13 protein-coding genes are annotated in these 17,151 nt (G+C 33.0%); 5 read left to right on the forward strand and 8 right to left on the reverse strand.

The genetic code is table 11. From position 1 onward, the window contains the following. Positions 1–21: 21 nt before the first annotated feature. The 3 genes from PBV87_RS21590 to PBV87_RS21600 are packed head-to-tail and all read right to left on the reverse strand — an operon-like array spanning position 22 to position 3,436. Positions 22–1,593, reverse strand: a complete 1,572-nt coding sequence (locus PBV87_RS21590) for an ABC transporter substrate-binding protein (protein WP_271013714.1) — start codon at positions 1,591–1,593, stop codon at positions 22–24. Between the two features lie 42 nt (positions 1,594–1,635). Continuing rightward, positions 1,636–2,556, reverse strand: a complete 921-nt coding sequence (locus tag PBV87_RS21595; RefSeq protein WP_271013715.1) for a carbohydrate ABC transporter permease — start codon at positions 2,554–2,556, stop codon at positions 1,636–1,638. A 13-nt stretch (positions 2,557–2,569) separates the two neighbouring features. Then, positions 2,570–3,436, reverse strand: a complete 867-nt coding sequence (locus tag PBV87_RS21600) for an ABC transporter permease (protein ID WP_271013743.1) — start codon at positions 3,434–3,436, stop codon at positions 2,570–2,572. Positions 3,437–3,698: 262 nt separating this feature from the next. On the opposite strand from PBV87_RS21600, the gene PBV87_RS21605 reads away from it, so the two are divergent. The 3 genes from PBV87_RS21605 (at position 3,699) to PBV87_RS21615 (ending at position 8,007) form a co-directional block, all read left to right on the forward strand. Continuing rightward, positions 3,699–4,763: a response regulator gene (locus PBV87_RS21605; protein WP_271013716.1), complete on the forward strand. Its 1,065-nt coding sequence runs from the start codon at positions 3,699–3,701 to the stop codon at positions 4,761–4,763. Positions 4,764–4,778: 15 nt separating this feature from the next. Then, entirely contained in the window at positions 4,779–6,578 is a 1,800-nt protein-coding gene (locus tag PBV87_RS21610; protein ID WP_271013717.1) for a sensor histidine kinase, read from the forward strand. A gap of 67 nt (positions 6,579–6,645) precedes the next feature. After that, entirely contained in the window at positions 6,646–8,007 is a 1,362-nt protein-coding gene (locus tag PBV87_RS21615; protein WP_271013718.1) for an alpha-L-fucosidase, read from the forward strand. A gap of 114 nt (positions 8,008–8,121) precedes the next feature. Here the strand turns inward: PBV87_RS21615 and PBV87_RS21620 are convergent, their stop codons facing one another. Together PBV87_RS21620 and melA are read right to left on the reverse strand one after the other, a co-directional pair. Next, positions 8,122–8,853, reverse strand: coding sequence for a glycerophosphodiester phosphodiesterase (locus PBV87_RS21620; RefSeq protein ID WP_271013719.1), 732 nt, complete (start codon positions 8,851–8,853; stop codon positions 8,122–8,124). 171 nt (positions 8,854–9,024) lie between these two features. Continuing rightward, positions 9,025–10,347: an alpha-glucosidase/alpha-galactosidase gene (gene melA, locus PBV87_RS21625; RefSeq protein ID WP_271013720.1), complete on the reverse strand. Its 1,323-nt coding sequence runs from the start codon at positions 10,345–10,347 to the stop codon at positions 9,025–9,027. Between the two features lie 115 nt (positions 10,348–10,462). Between melA and PBV87_RS21630 the strand changes: the two genes are divergently transcribed. Both PBV87_RS21630 and PBV87_RS21635 read left to right on the forward strand, forming a co-directional pair. Beyond that, a complete protein-coding gene (locus tag PBV87_RS21630; protein WP_271013721.1) occupies positions 10,463–11,245 on the forward strand; it encodes an AraC family transcriptional regulator in 783 nt (260 codons plus the stop codon). A gap of 121 nt (positions 11,246–11,366) precedes the next feature. Further along, positions 11,367–12,893, forward strand: a complete 1,527-nt coding sequence (locus PBV87_RS21635; protein WP_271013722.1) for a sulfatase-like hydrolase/transferase — start codon at positions 11,367–11,369, stop codon at positions 12,891–12,893. Between the two features lie 55 nt (positions 12,894–12,948). On the opposite strand, the gene PBV87_RS21640 is transcribed toward PBV87_RS21635, so the two are convergent. The 3 genes from PBV87_RS21640 to PBV87_RS21650 all read right to left on the reverse strand — a co-directional run bounded on the left by PBV87_RS21640 (position 12,949) and on the right by PBV87_RS21650 (position 16,875). Then, positions 12,949–14,274, reverse strand: a complete 1,326-nt coding sequence (locus PBV87_RS21640) for a sulfatase-like hydrolase/transferase (RefSeq protein ID WP_271013723.1) — start codon at positions 14,272–14,274, stop codon at positions 12,949–12,951. A gap of 202 nt (positions 14,275–14,476) precedes the next feature. Next, positions 14,477–15,691 (reverse strand): EAL and HDOD domain-containing protein, encoded by a 1,215-nt coding sequence (locus PBV87_RS21645; protein ID WP_271013724.1) that lies wholly within the window; start codon positions 15,689–15,691, stop codon positions 14,477–14,479. Positions 15,692–16,149: 458 nt separating this feature from the next. Beyond that, on the reverse strand, positions 16,150–16,875 hold the full coding sequence (locus PBV87_RS21650; RefSeq protein ID WP_271013725.1) for a LytR/AlgR family response regulator transcription factor: 726 nt from the start codon (positions 16,873–16,875) through the stop codon (positions 16,150–16,152). Positions 16,876–17,151 lie beyond the last annotated feature (276 nt).

The following is a 17,151-nucleotide window of genomic DNA, read 5'->3' on the forward strand; positions in this document are numbered from 1 at the left end:
TTTCTCCTTACATATTTCACCTTATTTAGCTGTATTCCATCCACTTAACTGGGTTTCAATTTCTGCTAATAAGTTATCTACTCCATTTGCCTTTAATGCTTCTAAGAATTTAGGTACATTTTGTTCTGGATCTACTGAACCTGTTTCAAGGGCTGGAGCATATTCAGCGACTACATTTGTAAGGGCGGCTATAGCTGTTTCAGCAGGTGATGTATTGAAGGTAAACCCATTGTGTGGTGATGTAATCACACTATTGTTATACTCTTCAAATAACTGCTCAATGTTATCTGGGTAAGAAATATCCCATTTTTGATTAAATGGTGTTCCAAATTGCCATCCAAATGTGTAATCATAACCATTTTTCTCAGCCAAAAGTGTTCCACCCATTGTTTTATCTACTTGATTGTCACCTACTGTACTATGATGTACACCTTCTATACCATGTCTAATAAGTGTTCCTACATATACATCTGTATTGAGTAAATTAATAAATTCTAATGCTTTTTCTGGGTGTTCTGAACCCGATGAAATAGCAAGTAATCCACCCATTGCATTTCTTGTTTCAAATAATGGGTCCATGAGAGGTATGAACTCTACACCATGTCCCATTGTTGCTGCTGTAGATTCAGCTGCACCTGGTGCATAGGAAATAACGTAAGAGAATAAGTTACCATTTTTAAAGTCATTGTCTCTATTGGCAGTATCTGTATCATAGTTTACTGGGTCTCCTGATGTGTAGCCTGCTTGGTTCCAAGCATACACTAGCTTACAGTAATCCATATATTCTTGACTTGCATATTGATTAAATACCTCTTGTGTCCCTCCAAAGTTATTATAATCACTTACTGCTGATGCTCCCGGAAGTGCTGGTGTCCCTGTTAAGCTCTCATAAGGTGTCGTAAGTGCAAAACTTAAACCACTTATACCAATCATATCTTTGCCTTCAGCACTAGACTTTTCTTTGACTACTTTTAAAACTTCTGTATAATCTTCTAACGTCTTTACTGTAGAAAGGTCAATACCATAGTCTTTAGCAATATCAGAGTTAACAAATAGCCCTCCTTGCCAACCTGTCTCTTTGTAAGATGGTACACCATAGATGCCCCCATCAACACTTACTGCATCCCACATCATTTCTGGAATAAACTCATAAGTCTCCTTTGCATATTCTGGTAGAAGTTCTCTAATATCCATAAAGGCTTCTCTACCAACAAACTGTAAGTAGTTTGTTGTCCAGTTAGATGTAAAACATATATCAAAATACTCTCCTGAATTAATATAAGTTGGCATTTTCTCCTTATAATCTGGATTTGCCATCACTGTATAATCGATTTCTACACCTATTTTTTCTCTTGTATATTTGTTGAGTTCTTCAATAACTTTTGCTGTATCTGTTGCAACAGGATTAATGGACATATACCATTTTAATTTTACAATCTCTTCCTTCTCTTTTGCTGTATCCCCATTTGATGTTTCTGATTGAGACGTTGTGTCCGTACTCGTTTGTGCTGGTTCATTTTTTTGTGCACACCCTCCTAGCATAGTTGCCATTACCGTTGTACATAATGCTGTAACTACTAACTTCTTAATCATAACTACTTCCCCCTTAAATTTATTTTAAATTAATAACTACCTTTAACCTTTTACTCCACCTACTGTTAGACCTTTTACAAAATATTTTTGGAAAAATGGGTACGCAAGTAATATAGGTGCAACAACCAGAACCGTTAAAGCCATTCTTCCACTATCAGTTGGTGCATTTTGAGCCATTTCAGCATACTCTAAGGCATTGACGGAAGACTGTTTCATAAACTCTAAACTATTTTGCATACTCCACAACAAGGTTTGAATAGGATATTTTTCTTGATCCATCATATAGAGCATACCTAGGAACCAATCGTTCCAATAAGCAATCATTGTAAATAGTCCAATAGTTGCAATACCTGGTTTTGAAAGCGGTAAAACAATTTTAACAAAGGTAGAAAATTCTCCTGAACCATCTATTTTTGCAGCTTCTATAATTTCCATTGGTATACTTTTAAAAAAGGTTCTAAGAACAATGACATAAAATGCATTTAAAGACATAGGTAAAATTAATGCCCACACACTGTTACCTAAGTTTAATACTTGAGTATTTACCATATAACTTGGCACAAGTCCTCCATTAAAAAGCATAGTGAAAAGCATTATAAAAGTAAAAACCTTTCCATACTTATAGTCAGACCTAGATAAAACATAAGCAAACATTGTTGTAATAACTAAGCTAAATACCGTTCCTACAATCGTTACAAAAATAGTTATGCCATAAGAACGTATAATCTGATCTCCTAATTTAAAGAAAAATCTATAAGCCTCTAAACTTAATTCCGTCGGGAAAAAGCTATAGCCATTTTGAAAAATACTTTGCTCACTACTAACTGAAACAATAAATACAAGAATAACAGGTAATACACATGCTAGAGCCATACAAAACATAAGAATATTGAGTACCCCATTAAATCTTTTTGAAATATTATTAACTGCTGACTCATACATTGCTTCTTCTTTTTTTCTCATTTTCTCACCTCCTCTAGAATAATGCACTATCTTTATCAACCCGCCTTACTATTAAGTTCGCTCCTATAACAAGAACAAATCCAACAACAGATTGGTATAGACTGGCTGCTGATGCCATTCCGATATTACCCGTTTCCTTTAATGCTCTATATACATAGGTATCAATAACATTTGTTACACTAAAAAGCGGTCCCGAGTTTCGTGGTAATTGATAAAATAATCCAAAATCAGAATAGAAAATTTTACCGATCGCTAAAATAGTTAGAACAATCATCATAGGTTTTAAAAATGGAAGTGTAATATATTTAATTTGTTGCCATTTGCTTGCACCATCCATCAGCGCTGCTTCATAGTATTCATTAGAAATACCTGTTAAACAACCTAGATACATAACAGTAGAATAGCCTACCGTCTTCCATATTTGGAAGAACACTAATATGTACGGCCAATAAGTTTTATCGTTATACCAATTGATTGGTTGTAAACCTAAATTTAAAAGAAGGTGATTAATAAAACCATCATCCATACTAAAAAATGCATAGGCTACAAAAGATACAACAACCCATGACAAGAAATAGGGTGCCATAAAGATAGTTTGAAAAACTTTTGCTCTCCTTTTATTAAGTAATTCATTAAGTGCAATAGCAAGTGCTACTGCTATCATTAAGTCAAGTATAATAAAAATTACATTATAACAAATTGTATTTCTCGTAATAATAAAAGCATCTGAGCTTTTAAATAAGAACTCAAAGTTATCAAGTCCTATCCAATCACTTCCAAAAATCCCCTTCCTTACACTGAACTTTTTAAATGCCAACATAATACCTGCCATCGGTAAATATTTAAAAAGCATCATGATTATCAAGGCAGGCAGTGCCATTAAAGTTAGTGGCAAACTTTGCTTAAAATATTTCCATGTTTTATTGGTATTTTTTCTTCCCTCCACCAAAACTTCTTCACTCCTCTCATTACTTCTGTATTAATCTTAATTTAATTATAAAAGCTCCTTCTTAAGCTCTCAATTATACAATTTTTATCTGATGTGTACTTTTTTAATATTTATCACAATTTTATCTGCAATCATCTATATATTGTTGTATAATAGTTATAATTCTATTAGTTGTAGCGAGGAGGAAATATGTATGAAAGTTCTTTTAGTAGATGATGAAAAGTTTGCTATCGAAGGATTACGTAATATGTTAAATTGGTCAGGATTCGAAGGCGAACTTATAGGAACAGCTTCAAATGGACAAGAGGCACTCCTCATTGCTGAAAACGAAAAGCCTGACGTCATCATTTCAGATATTAAAATGCCTATTATGGATGGCCTAACTTTAGCCAAAAGAATTTATGAACAATCTAGCAATATAGATATTATTCTGCTCAGTGCACATGGAGAATTTGAATATGCGCAGCAAGCTATTCAATATAAAGTTACGAATTATATTTTAAAACCTATTACAAGAGAAAAAATTAATCGTCTTGATCAACTTCTTCTTCAGCTTAAACATAAGCGTCATAGCCATAAACAAGATTTTTTACATATTTGGGACCATCAATTTAAAGATAAAATTCTGAGCGGTTTACGTCATACGGATTTATCTGTTTTTGATGAACTCTTTAGCTCAGTTCTCTTTACAACACCTACCTCTCATGAAACATATAATACCATTGGTATCCAACTGATTAATTTTTTATATGAATATATGTCAGAGATTCATATTAATAAAGAAATCTTAAATGTATCTCGTCAAAAATCTCTGGCTCATTACTTGGATTTACCCAACCAACAAGAAAAAGCTAATTATCTCATTAGTAAGTATTATGATATCTTGTCCAACCTTAAGTCTCAGAAACACTCTAATGCAGATACCATTATTGTGTTTGCAAATTCTTATATTCTCGAACACTTTTCTGAAGCAGATTTTAATATTTCTTTTTTAGCAGATAAAGTAAACGTTTCTTTATCCTATTTAAGTACGCTTTTCAAACAATCAATGGGGATTAATCTGAGTACCTATATCATCAACTTAAGACTTGCAAAAGCTAAAGAACTTCTTCAAAACCTGGAATACTCCATCTGTGATATTGGTGTACAATGCGGTTACGAAGATTCTAGATATTTTGCTAAGCTATTTAAGAAAAAGGTAGGCCTAACACCTAGTGAGTATCGCAATCTCCATATACAAAATAACGCTATACAATAGATAAAAGGAGTATTTATGTCCATTAAAAAAAGATTTTGTATCGTTCTTATTATTCTTATGAGTACTGTACTTATTTGCTCATACTCTATTATCTTTATACTCTTTAAAGATGCCATGATTTCAGAAGTAATCTCTTATCAAGAAAGTATTGTATCTTTGAATAAAAACTTAATGTCTAGCTTCATGGATTCTATTGAACAAACTGCCCTTAGGCTCATTAGTGACCAAACAATAGGAAGCTATTTGAGTAATACTTCATCCGATCCTCTAGCACGTATCCAAACAAGTTCTGCCATTCGTAAGCAATTTTCTCAATACGCCACAACTCAAATCCCAAATCGTTTTAACTATTATTATAAAAATACACTGTTTTTAAATGACACACTTCCTATTACTTCTGCCTTTGAATGCAAAACACTAGATACTAACTCTTACAATCGTTCTTGTAATGTTTTTTCTAATCATGATGTAAAAGAAGAATACTGGTATTTAAAAACCTTACAATCCCCACGCAATCACTATGTTTTTATTAATAAAGCAAGTAGTGAGTTTTGTTTTGCTAAAAAAATTCAAAATACCTTTTACTTAGGTCCTTATGACTCTAATGGTATAGGTGTAATGGTTATTAGTATTAAGCTTGACCAATTGGAGTCTCTTCTTACTTTTTCACCTCTTACCCCTAACAGCGGTTACTGCTTAGTTTCTAAGGAAGGTGATATTCTTTACAAAAGTAATGATACTCTTTCTTCTGATACTTTTTTAGATTTATATACCACTAGTCTTTCTTCAAAAAATCATAGTTCAAAAAGTATTTTAGCAACGAGTAATAACCAAAAATATTTCTTTAATACAAGTAGCCTAGATTGGGGATTATCTATTATCTTCTTAACGCCCTATACCGATATTCTCGCACAAAGTACTTCCTTTATGCATAACTTTATTAAATTTGGCGTATGCGTTATTTTATTGATGCCACCTTTAGCTTATTTAATTGCTAGCAAAATTACCAAACCTATCATCAATCTTTCTTGTACGATTCAGTCCATTGATGATACTAGAAACTTTGATATAGAACGTCTTAATTTCGCCAAAGACCTTGAACTCAATATTTTATGTAATAACTTTAAGCAACTTATTCGTTATGTCAATAATCTTATCCATGATGTCCAAGTTCAAGGAGAAAAGCAAAAAGAGGCAGAACTCCAAGCTCTGCAAGCACAAATTAACCCACATTTCATTTTTAATGCTATGGATGTGGTAAACTGGATTGCACTTTCTAGAAACCAAGATGACCTAGCTAACATTGTAAATTCTATTTCTAATCTTATGCGCTATAGTATTACTAATCCTAATCATCCTACAAAAATATCAAATGAAATTGAAAATATCTATGAATTCATCTCCATCCATCAGCTTCGACATGAGTATCCTATTATCCTAAATGTAGATACAAAATTACCATTACATATACTTTTAATTCCCAAGTTTACTATCCAGCCCCTTGTGGAAAATGCTATTAAGCATGGTATAGATTACGAAAAAGGAATAGATAAGCTGATTATCAAGTTATTTATCTATTCAGATGAACAACATCTCTACATAGAGGTAAGTAGTAACGGAAAGATTTGTGACCCTTTGCTTCTCAATGACTATCTTGAGTATAAATTAACTTCACTTACACCTTCTAATGGCTTTGGGATACGAAATGTCAATGAACGTATTAAGCTATACTTTAAAGATGAAAGCAGGCTCTACTACATGCTGAATGAGAACGGTCAACTTGTAGCTAAAATAATCCTACCTCATCTAAAATAATTCCACCTTCTAGACTCCTTATTCTACCTTTAAAATAGACTTATACTTAATTTTTAGGAGGTTCATTATGTTAAAAAACATTGTTGAACAAGGCATACATAATTATACAAATCCACATGATTATATTGTTCCAAAGGAAGAAGCTGTACGTCAACACATTGATTACTTTATGGGTTTAAAACTGGGTCTTATGATGCACTGGGCTCCTGGTTGTCAACTAGGCACTTATGAATCATGGCCATTATCTGACGGTGACAGTACCTGGTCTCAAGAGGATATTGATTGGACAGATATTAAAACATTTAAGGAGCAATATATTAGCGCTAATAAAACTTTTAATCCTGTTAAATTCCGTCCGGATAAATGGGCCAAACTTGCCAAAGACTGCGGATTTAAGTACCTACTCTTTACAACCAAACATCATGATGGTTTCTGTATGTATGATACACAAACAACTGATTATAAAATTACAGACCCATCTTGTCCTTTCCATACACATCCTTATGCTGATGTTGTTGGATCACTTTATGAAGCTTTTAGAAAAGAAGGCCTTGCTATTTCTACTTATTTTTCTAAACCCGATTGGCACAGTGACTACTACTGGCACAAAGCATTTGGCACCGCTCCTTCTCGTAACGTCAACTATGATGTAAAAGAGCATCCTGAACTATGGGAAAAATTTGTTGCCTATACTCATGCTCAAATTGAAGAACTTTGTAACAATTATGGTAAAATCGATGTACTTTGGTTAGATGGTGGATGGGTTAATGCCCATACTAATGGGCAGGATATTCATCTTCCCCAACTCGTTCATAAACTAAGATCTACTACTCAGCCCCACCTTATCGTCTGTGACCGTACAGTAGGAGGAGCGTTTGAAAATATTATTACACCAGAAAAAACTGTACCAGAAACAGCTCTTTCTATCCCATGGGAAACCTGCGCAACACTTGGTAATAAGTTTTCATTCCATTATACTGATCAATTTAAATCAGGCCATGAACTCGTCCACTTACTCCTAGATATTGTATGTAAAGGCGGTAATCTTGCACTTAATATTGCTCCTCAACCTGATGGCGAGCTTCCCAAACCAGCTATAGCTTCTATGAAACAATTAGGTGAATGGCTCAATATCTTTGGCGAAGGAATTTATAATACACATATTGTTGCTCCTTACTTCCATGACCACATCAAATACACAGCTAAAGATGATAATATTTATGTTTTTTATCTTTATGATGATGAATGCCCTCATCTCCCTAATACCATCAACCTTATAACTAATTCTCCTATTCAAGAAATAATAAGTTTACGCACCCACACTTCTCTTCCTTTTGTACAAGAGAGCTGTCGTATTACACTAGATACTACAACACTTAATATAGAAAATACCTTCTATGCTGAAGGTTTTATCTTAAAAACCTACTAAATCTCTTGCAAGAGATATGAATAACTTAAAAATTAAATACAAAGATTAATCTATTAAAAAATAGATATAAAACTCATGTAGCACTTTAGTTTTATATCTATTTTTAATGTAATATTACTTAATTTTTTTACAGGTTTTTAGTAATTGATTTAATCGATTGGGATAATTAGTGATGATACCATCCACACCCATTTCAATCATTTCTAACATATCTTTTTCTTCGTTGACAGTCCATACATTTACCCCAAGGCCATAGCTTTTAATCTCATCTACCCTACTTAGTGTCATCATACGGTAATAAGGATGAAGGTATTCCATCCCTAACGATACAGTATAATCACCTATATCATCACTCCAGCGATCTACTAAAAGTGCACCTTTCAAGGCAGGATTCATCTTTTTCATTCTTTCCATACTATAAGGATTAAATGAACATATAATTACCCAGTCTTGAAGTCCATACTCCACAATCAATGTATTTACTTTTTCTTCAATACCTTCATACTCAAGACGGTTTGTCTTTAACTCAATAATACTGATAATCGACTGACCTTTCACCCACTCAAAGTATTCACGTAAATTAGGTACATGCTGATAACGTCCATTATATAGATGAGCTGCATTTAAACCTCTAATCTCTTTATAGTCATAATCTTTTATAAATCCATTTCCATCCGTTGTACGATTTAATCTCTCATCATGCATGATGACAAGCTCGCCATCTTTTGATAAATGGACATCTAGTTCAATCCCATCACATCCAGCCTCTACTGCCTTTCGAAATGCTAGCATTGTATTTTCTGGATACGCTCCACTAAACCCACGATGTGCATAATTTTTGACCATTTCCTCGCCTCCTGATGCTAAGTACATTTTATTACTTATGTATATTCTTCACCCTATAGTTCATTACACATTCAAATAAAAAAGATGCCATTCATCTAGACGGCATCTTTTTGTTGGGTGAGAAATATAGAGATTATCCTCAAGGTATTGTAATGAATTTAATCTACTAACTTATTTGTACTCTGGTAACCATTCTTTCTCTGCTTCAATTAACTCATCTACCATTTTCATAATATCTGGAATAGAGAGTTCACTTGCTGTATGTGGGTCTAGCATAGCTGCATGGTAGATATGCTCTTTTTTCTTAGTTCTGGCTGCTTCTATTGTTAGAAGTTGTACATTGACATTAGTCATATTCATAGCTGCAAGCTGTACTGGAAGTTTACCTACATAACATGGATGAATGCCTGTTCCATCTACAAGGCAAGGCACTTCCACACATGCATCTTGTGGCAAGTTTTCAATAAGATGGCCACTGTTAAGTACATTCCCCCCAATCTTGTAAGGTGTATTAGTTACAATAGCCTCCATAATATAGGAAGCGTATTCTTGACTACGGTTATGTTCTAGGATTGGATGTGCAAGAAGATCATCACGTTGCTTTGCCCAACCTTCAATTTGACTTACACAACGACGTGGGTATTCATCTAAAGGAATATTAAACTGTTCAATAAGTTCTGGGTATTTATTCTTTATGTAGAACATGTTGTATTCTGCATTATGCTCACTTGATTCTGTACAGTAATAACCCAATTTATCGATATAGTCAAAACGTACCATATCATGGTGCTTTTCTGAAGCATTCTTAGCTTTTGCACGCTTTTTAATTTCTGGATAAAGATCATTCCCCTCTTTATCTTTGATTTCTAAAAGCCAGCCCATATGGTTAATCCCCGCAATCAGTTCCTTGCGTCCTTCTACCTTATCTTCCATTCCTAGAGATTTAAGTAATTCACGACTACATGTTTGTACGCTATGACAAAGCCCTACTGTTTTCACCTTAGTATAGCGTTGTAAGTATCCTGTCAACATAGACATAGGATTGGTATAGTTAAGGAACCAAGCATTTGGACATACTTCTTCAATTGCCTCGGCAAACGTTTCTAAGACAGGTATGGTACGCAACGTACGCATAATCCCCCCAATCCCTAATGTATCTGCTATAGTTTGATGAATACCATATTTCTTTGGAATCTCAAAGTCTAAGATGGTACAAGGATCGTATCCTCCTACTTGAATAGCATTCACAACAAATGTGGCATCTTTTAAAGCATCCTTAAGTTCGCCTAAGCCTAAATAGGCTTTGATAGTAGCAAACTCACCCTTTCCTTTATTAATTGCATTTAGTATCATGTGACTTTCTTTTAGTCTTTGTGCATCTATATCATAAAGTGCAATCTCACATTCACGTAGCACAGGGCTACACATACAATCTCCTAAAACATTTCTTGCAAATACAGTACTTCCAGCACCTAAAAAAGTGATTTTTATCATGTTTACACTTCCCTTCTTTAACCTTATTATAAGAAAACAAAGTTAAAGATGTAATTGTATCATGTGAGATAAATTTGTTATAATGTGTGTATTTATATTATGAAGGAGTGCACCCATGCTCAATGAAATTTTACTAAGAGACTATCCCTTTAACGATTTAAAACCTCTCATTTGTGGTGAAGAAACTTGTCAAACAGGGCATGCCTACGGACCTGCTACAAGACCTTATTATCTTATTCACTATGTACTATCTGGCACAGGTACATTCAAAAGCCCTAGAGGTACATATCAAGTTTCTTCTGGAGAACTTTTTATTATTCATCCATTTGAAATTACCTATTACCAAGCAGATTTTAAAAAACCTTGGCACTACTGCTGGATTGGCTTTGAAATGCATTTACCTGCTCACTTCTACCTAGAAGATGATGTTCTAAGTGCGCCTCATTTAGAACATATTTTTAGAGACATCAAAAATTGTGAAACCATTGATGCTGGTAGAGAATTTTATGTATGTAGTAAACTCTATGAGCTTCTTGTACAGCTCACTCTAGTTCATACCCAAAACAAAGATTCTTCTAAATCTTATATTGATAAAGCAAAAAACTATATCATGGCTAATTATATGAAACCTATTACCATAGAAGGCCTTGCCCAAAAGTTGGGACTTGAACGTAGCTATTTTAGTAATCTTTTCAAAAAGCAAGTTGGCCAATCTCCACAGGCTTATCTTGTAGACTTTCGCTTAACCAAAGCTGCCGAACTTATCACTCTACATGGTTATAAACCTAGCGAAGCCGCTCTTTGTGTCGGCTATAATGATCTCTTTAACTTTTCTAAAATGTTTAAAAAGAAATTTGGTATGCCACCTACAGATTATAAGAAATATATTACCAAATGAAATTTAACTAAATATTTACTCAATTATTTACTTATGAGATAATATGGTATCAACATAATCTTTTTACTAAATATGTTGTTCATCAAAAGCATGTCAATATTATTGTAATCAGAGGTGTAAAATGGATAGTAGTATTAGAAAAGTTATATTTATTATGACAGATAGTCAAAGAAAAGACATGGTAGGATGCTATGGGAATCCTCATATGCGTACGCCTAATATTGATAACCTAGCAGCTGGAGGAATCAAATTTGAAAAAGCCTATACAGCTCAACCCGTTTGCCAACCAGCAAGAGCAGGTTTATTTACAGGACAATATCCTCATTCAACAGGTGGCTGGACGAACTCTATGGGAATTGGACAAGATGTACAGCATATTGGCCAAAGATTAAGTGATCATGGTATACATACAGCCTTTATTGGTAAATGGCATCTAGACGGTGGTGATTACTTTGGAATGGGCCGCTGCCCTCAAGGATGGGACAAAGACTACTGGTATGATATGCGCAATTATTTAGAAGAACTTACACCCGAGGAACGTGTTGCCTCTAGAGATCAAAATACCATTGAATCACCAGGTATAGACGCTACCTTTACCTTCGGACATAGATGTACGAATAGAGCCATTGATTTCTTAGAAAAACATCATACTGAAGACTTCTTCTTAGTGGTCTCCTACGATGAGCCCCATGACCCTTACTTAGCTCCAAAACATTATATTGATAGCTACAAAGATTACTGCGCACCTATTACACCAGCTCACTATGATGACTTAGAGCATAAACCAGAACATCACAAAATCTGGGCGGGTCTAGATGAAGGCGAGCTTAAACGTAGTCAAGAACACATTGATAGACAAACACGTAATGGTCAAGGTCACCCTAATAGCCGTTTCTTTGGATGTAATACTTTTGTAGATGAGGAAATAGGACGTGTTTTAAAGACCGCTCAAGAATATGCACCAGATGCTTTAATCATCTACACAAGTGATCATGGGGTATTCTCTGGAGAGCATGGACTTCATGCAAAAGGGCCTGCTATGTATAATGAGATTACAAATATTCCACTCATTATGCAATGTAGCCAATGGAAAAAATATGGGGTTATCGATCAAAATCCTGTTTCACATCTAGATTTAGCACCAACTATTTTTGACTTCATGGGTGTACCTATTCCAAAAATGTTTATGGGGCATAGCCTCAAAGAACAACTTTTAACCAACAAACGTACTAACGATTATGTATTTATTGAATTTGGAAGATATGAAGTAGACCATGATGGATTTGGTGGAATCCAACTTGTACGTAGCGTTTTTGATGGACGCTATAAATTAGTAGTCAATCTACTTACCTCTGACGAATTATATGATTTAGAAAAAGACCCTTACGAAGTACATAACTTAATTCACACTGAAAGCTATCAGACTATTCGTGACACCCTTCACAATGCCCTACTAGATGAAATGAACCGCTCTCGAGATCCATTTAGAGGATACTACTGGGAAAATAGACCTTGGAGAAAAGATGCAACCCGCCCAACTTGGCACTATACAGGGATGACTAGACAAAAGGAAAATGAAGAGTATGAACCACGACAACTAGATTATGCTACAGGACTAGAAATGATTGAATCTTCAAGAAGCAAGTAATAAAAAAGCAACTGTCTTTCTCAAGAGATAGACAGTTGCTTTTTACTATTTATAACTATTTAGCAGATAAAATAGTTACTTCTTCTTCACCAGCTTGTTGCATCCTTACTACAAGACGTTTTGCAAGCTCTTTTCTTACTTCTACATAACGCTCATCTTTAACTAAGTTACAAAGTTCATGTGGATCTTCTTGTAAATCATATAAGAAGGCTTCGTAATATGTATCTGCTCCTGCTTCTTTCCAAGCATCACCTTTTGCCATCACAGAATATTTATAGCGATTTGTACGAATTGCTCTACCTATATGACTTTCACTAATTTGCAGAAATACTTCTTGTTGCCAGTCTTCTTTATTTCCTTGTAGTAACTGACAAATTGAATGACCATGATAGTTTTTGGGTACTTCAATTCCTGCACAGTCTAACATCGTTGCTGGTAAGTCAATCAAGCTTACAAGTTCTTCAACGACGCCACCTTTTTCAAATCCAGGCCCATGTACAATAAGTGGGATATGTGTACATCCATCATGGCAAGAACGTTTATATTCACCATTACGTGTTTTAAAGTGTGAACCATGGTCTGAAGTATAAATAATAATGGTATTCTCATAAATACCTTTTTCTTTTAAAGTTTCCACTAGCCTTCCTACATTGTAGTCTAGGCTATGACAACATCCAAGATAATTTGGATATTGTGCCTCCCAATCTCCTTGCCCTACCGGTAAATCACCTGGATGTTCGAAGTCTTTAAAACGTTCACGACTTCCATCTGGTCCCTCATATCGATCTCTATCATTTTGATGATGTGGTTCGATTTGTGATACAAATAGGAAGAATGGTTTATCACTCTCTTTATTACGAATATAGTCTAAGGCATAGTTATTGATACAATCAGCACGATACCCTATAAACTCTACTTTTTTATCATCTTTATCAAACACATATCCGTTGTAACCATGTGAAGTAAATTCTAGTACATCTGATGCCATCCAATAATCTTTATATCCACCTCTTCTATCTTCTGGAATAGCTGTTGTTTCAAAATGTAAATCTGCCTTATTGTCACTTGCTAAATGCCATTTACCTACATAAGCTGTTTCATACCCTGCCTCATTAAAATAATCTGCAAGCATTTTTTTAGAGAAATCTGGTGCTATGGCATTAGTAAAGCATCCTGTAGATGTTGCATATTGTCCAAGTTGTAAACAAGATCTAGCCGGCCCACATACTGGCTGACATGTAAATGCATTATTAAATCGAGTTCCCTCTGCTGCTAACTTATCTAAGTTAGGGGTTACATCTAACTTCTGTCCGTAACATCCTAAAGTATCCCATCTTTGTTGGTCTGAAAAATAAAAAATAATGTTCGGCTGTTTGTTCATTTCTAACTCCTATTTTTATGTTAAATTTAAAAGTAAACTACTTTATAATTATATAGTAAATTTTAGTATATAAACAAGTAAAAGTTATACTTTTTTATAAAATATAATCAATTTATATCTTATTTCTATCCTTATCTCATCTCATATATTTTTCCTTGTATAATAAAAAACAAGGAATAGCTTGTATTTTCTAAGCTACTCCTCATTCAATTCTAAATACATTATTTGCATAGTCAATTGCTTCTAAATAAAACTTCAATATTAATTCTTTAGGTACTTTGTACTGTTTAGCAAATAGATCAACTTCATCCCACTTTGCCTCTTCGTAATATTTTGTCACATTAATAATATTTTTTAATACTTCTTCTATTTCAACTGCATCAATTCGGTTTTCAATAGTTTGATCAACCTTTTTAATAAAAGTCAAAATCTCTTCTTTATCTTTTTGTTCCATAACAGAAAACATACCTCTTATATAGGCTTCTTCCTTATATTTACCTAAACCTACTTGTACACATATTTGCTCTGCAAGTATGCCTCTTATTAAAGCAACTTGTATATGATGATCTTGATTTTTCATAGTAACATCTTGCATAAGAAGAAGAATAATCCACCTGCTAGTTTCTGTCATCCCTAATCTTACAAGTGCTTCTTTTATAGAATAAATCACTTTGCCCCTATAATAATTTACTGTATTTACCTTTTGCAACAGTCTTAAGATTAAATTCACATCTTTATTAATAATAGATACTAAGTTATCATATGAAGGATTTTCTTTTTTTATTTCCTTCCATAAATTAATATAGCTATTTTCTGCTATATCTAACGTCTTCTTAGACAGCATTAAAGGTTTTGAAAAATAATAACCTTGGAAAAGGCTATAGCCATCTCGCTTAGCTTGTTCATACTCTTCTTCTGTTTCTACCTTTTCTGCCAATAACACTTTATTTTTATATTTAATTGCGATTTCTCTACGTATCTTCTCCGTAGTCATTTTAAAATCAACCTTAATGATATCTACAAGTTTTATTAATGAATCGTATCCTGATTTTCCTATATAATCATCCATTGCTAAAAGATAATTTTTCTCTTTAAGCCTTTTTAATCGCTCTAAAAGTTCTTCATCAATTTCTACATCTTCTAATATTTCTATAATCATCTCATTAGGATTGAGCAAAAAAGGTATGTCACTCATAATTACGTCTCTATCAAAATTAATAAATGCATATTTTCCTTTTGCAATATTACTTATTCCAAATGTAAGCATAGCATTTGATATCAATTCACATGTATAATTTTTATTAGGACTGTTGGGGATAAAATAATTCTGCTCATTCTCTCTATGTAATAATTCATATCCAAATATTCTATTATGTTTATTAAAAATGGATTGTCTTGCCATATATATACATCTCATACATTTCCCTACCTATATATAAATTGCTAAGTTACACAATTTCTACCTTTCTTTCTAGAATTATATTTTATCTACATTTAAATTTCAACATTATATACTATTATTATATATTTTTTATAACATTTCAGTTATTACATCTATTTTAATTAATATTCCATTAAGCTATCATATTCATTTGTCTTATATGATCTTAATGCATTTTTAGCATACAAAAAAGGTAACTTTCAAGTTACCTTTCTATCTATACTATATCATTTAGGGGAGAGCTTAATAAATACACAGGGGAGATTTTTAATATTATTTATCAATTTTCAATTAATTTTATGTTGTAAGGGTTTGAGGTTTTTATAGTGTGTACTTATTAAGCATATTATAATTTTATCATTTATGCTTATATATACTAAATAAAATGTTGTAAATAATAATTTTTATGTTGTAAATAATTTATTACTATCTATTTACTGATGCTCTAATAGATAGGTGGTATACTCCTCTTTTAAGCTTTTAGTATAACTTGCACCTACTGGTATCCTGATATTATTTCTGCATACGATTTCTTTACTTTCTATCTTTTCTATATAGGAAACATTTACTAAAAACGATCTATGAACACGTATAAATTGTCCTTTGCTTAGTTGCTTCTCAATAGTGTCTAAAGTAGAGTAAAATCTATCTTCTTCCCCTTTTAAACTTTGAATACTAATCACACGGTTCATAACCTCAAAATAGACTATATCCTCTATACTAATTACCCTTAATTCTCTACCTACTTTGTAATGAAATTTTTTGACTTTAAAATGTTTAACGATATCTCTTGCCTTAAGTAATATTTCTTCAATTTTTTGATTCTGTACCTCTTCTTTTATAAGATAATGGAGAGGCATAACTTCTAAAGCATCAAATACATGCTCTTTACTTGATGTCAAAAAAACAATGGGTACTTCTGTACCTTGTTTTCGCAAACAATCAGCTATCTCTACTCCCGTCATCTTATCTATAAGTACGTCTAAAAAGAAAAGATCTACATTCATACACAACTCTTCTATGTCAAACATTAACTGTTGACTGGTCATATATGTTTGTATACAAATGTTTATATCATATTTTTGAGCTATTCTATGTAACTTATCACTTAATTCTTGAAAAAAAAACTTACTATCATCACATATACAAATATTAAACATCCTATCACCTATACTTTTACTCTATTATTTATAATTACGATTATTAGCTTAACTATAAAATGATTATACAATTTTATAGTTATGTCAAGATTTTTTCCCAAAATAATGCATTTTCCTTCATAATTTTTCAAAATGAGTAAAATAAAACCGCCAACATATATTTTGCCAGCAGTTTTTAATAGATATTTTCATAATCGTCTTTTTAGCTTACCCTTACAATTTTTAATAAATACATTCTAATATATTAGCATTTTATCTTATATTTTATAATTTTAA

The sequence above is a fragment of the Holtiella tumoricola genome (assembly GCF_027857615.1).
GTDB classification, from domain to species: domain Bacteria; phylum Bacillota; class Clostridia; order Lachnospirales; family Cellulosilyticaceae; genus Holtiella; species Holtiella tumoricola.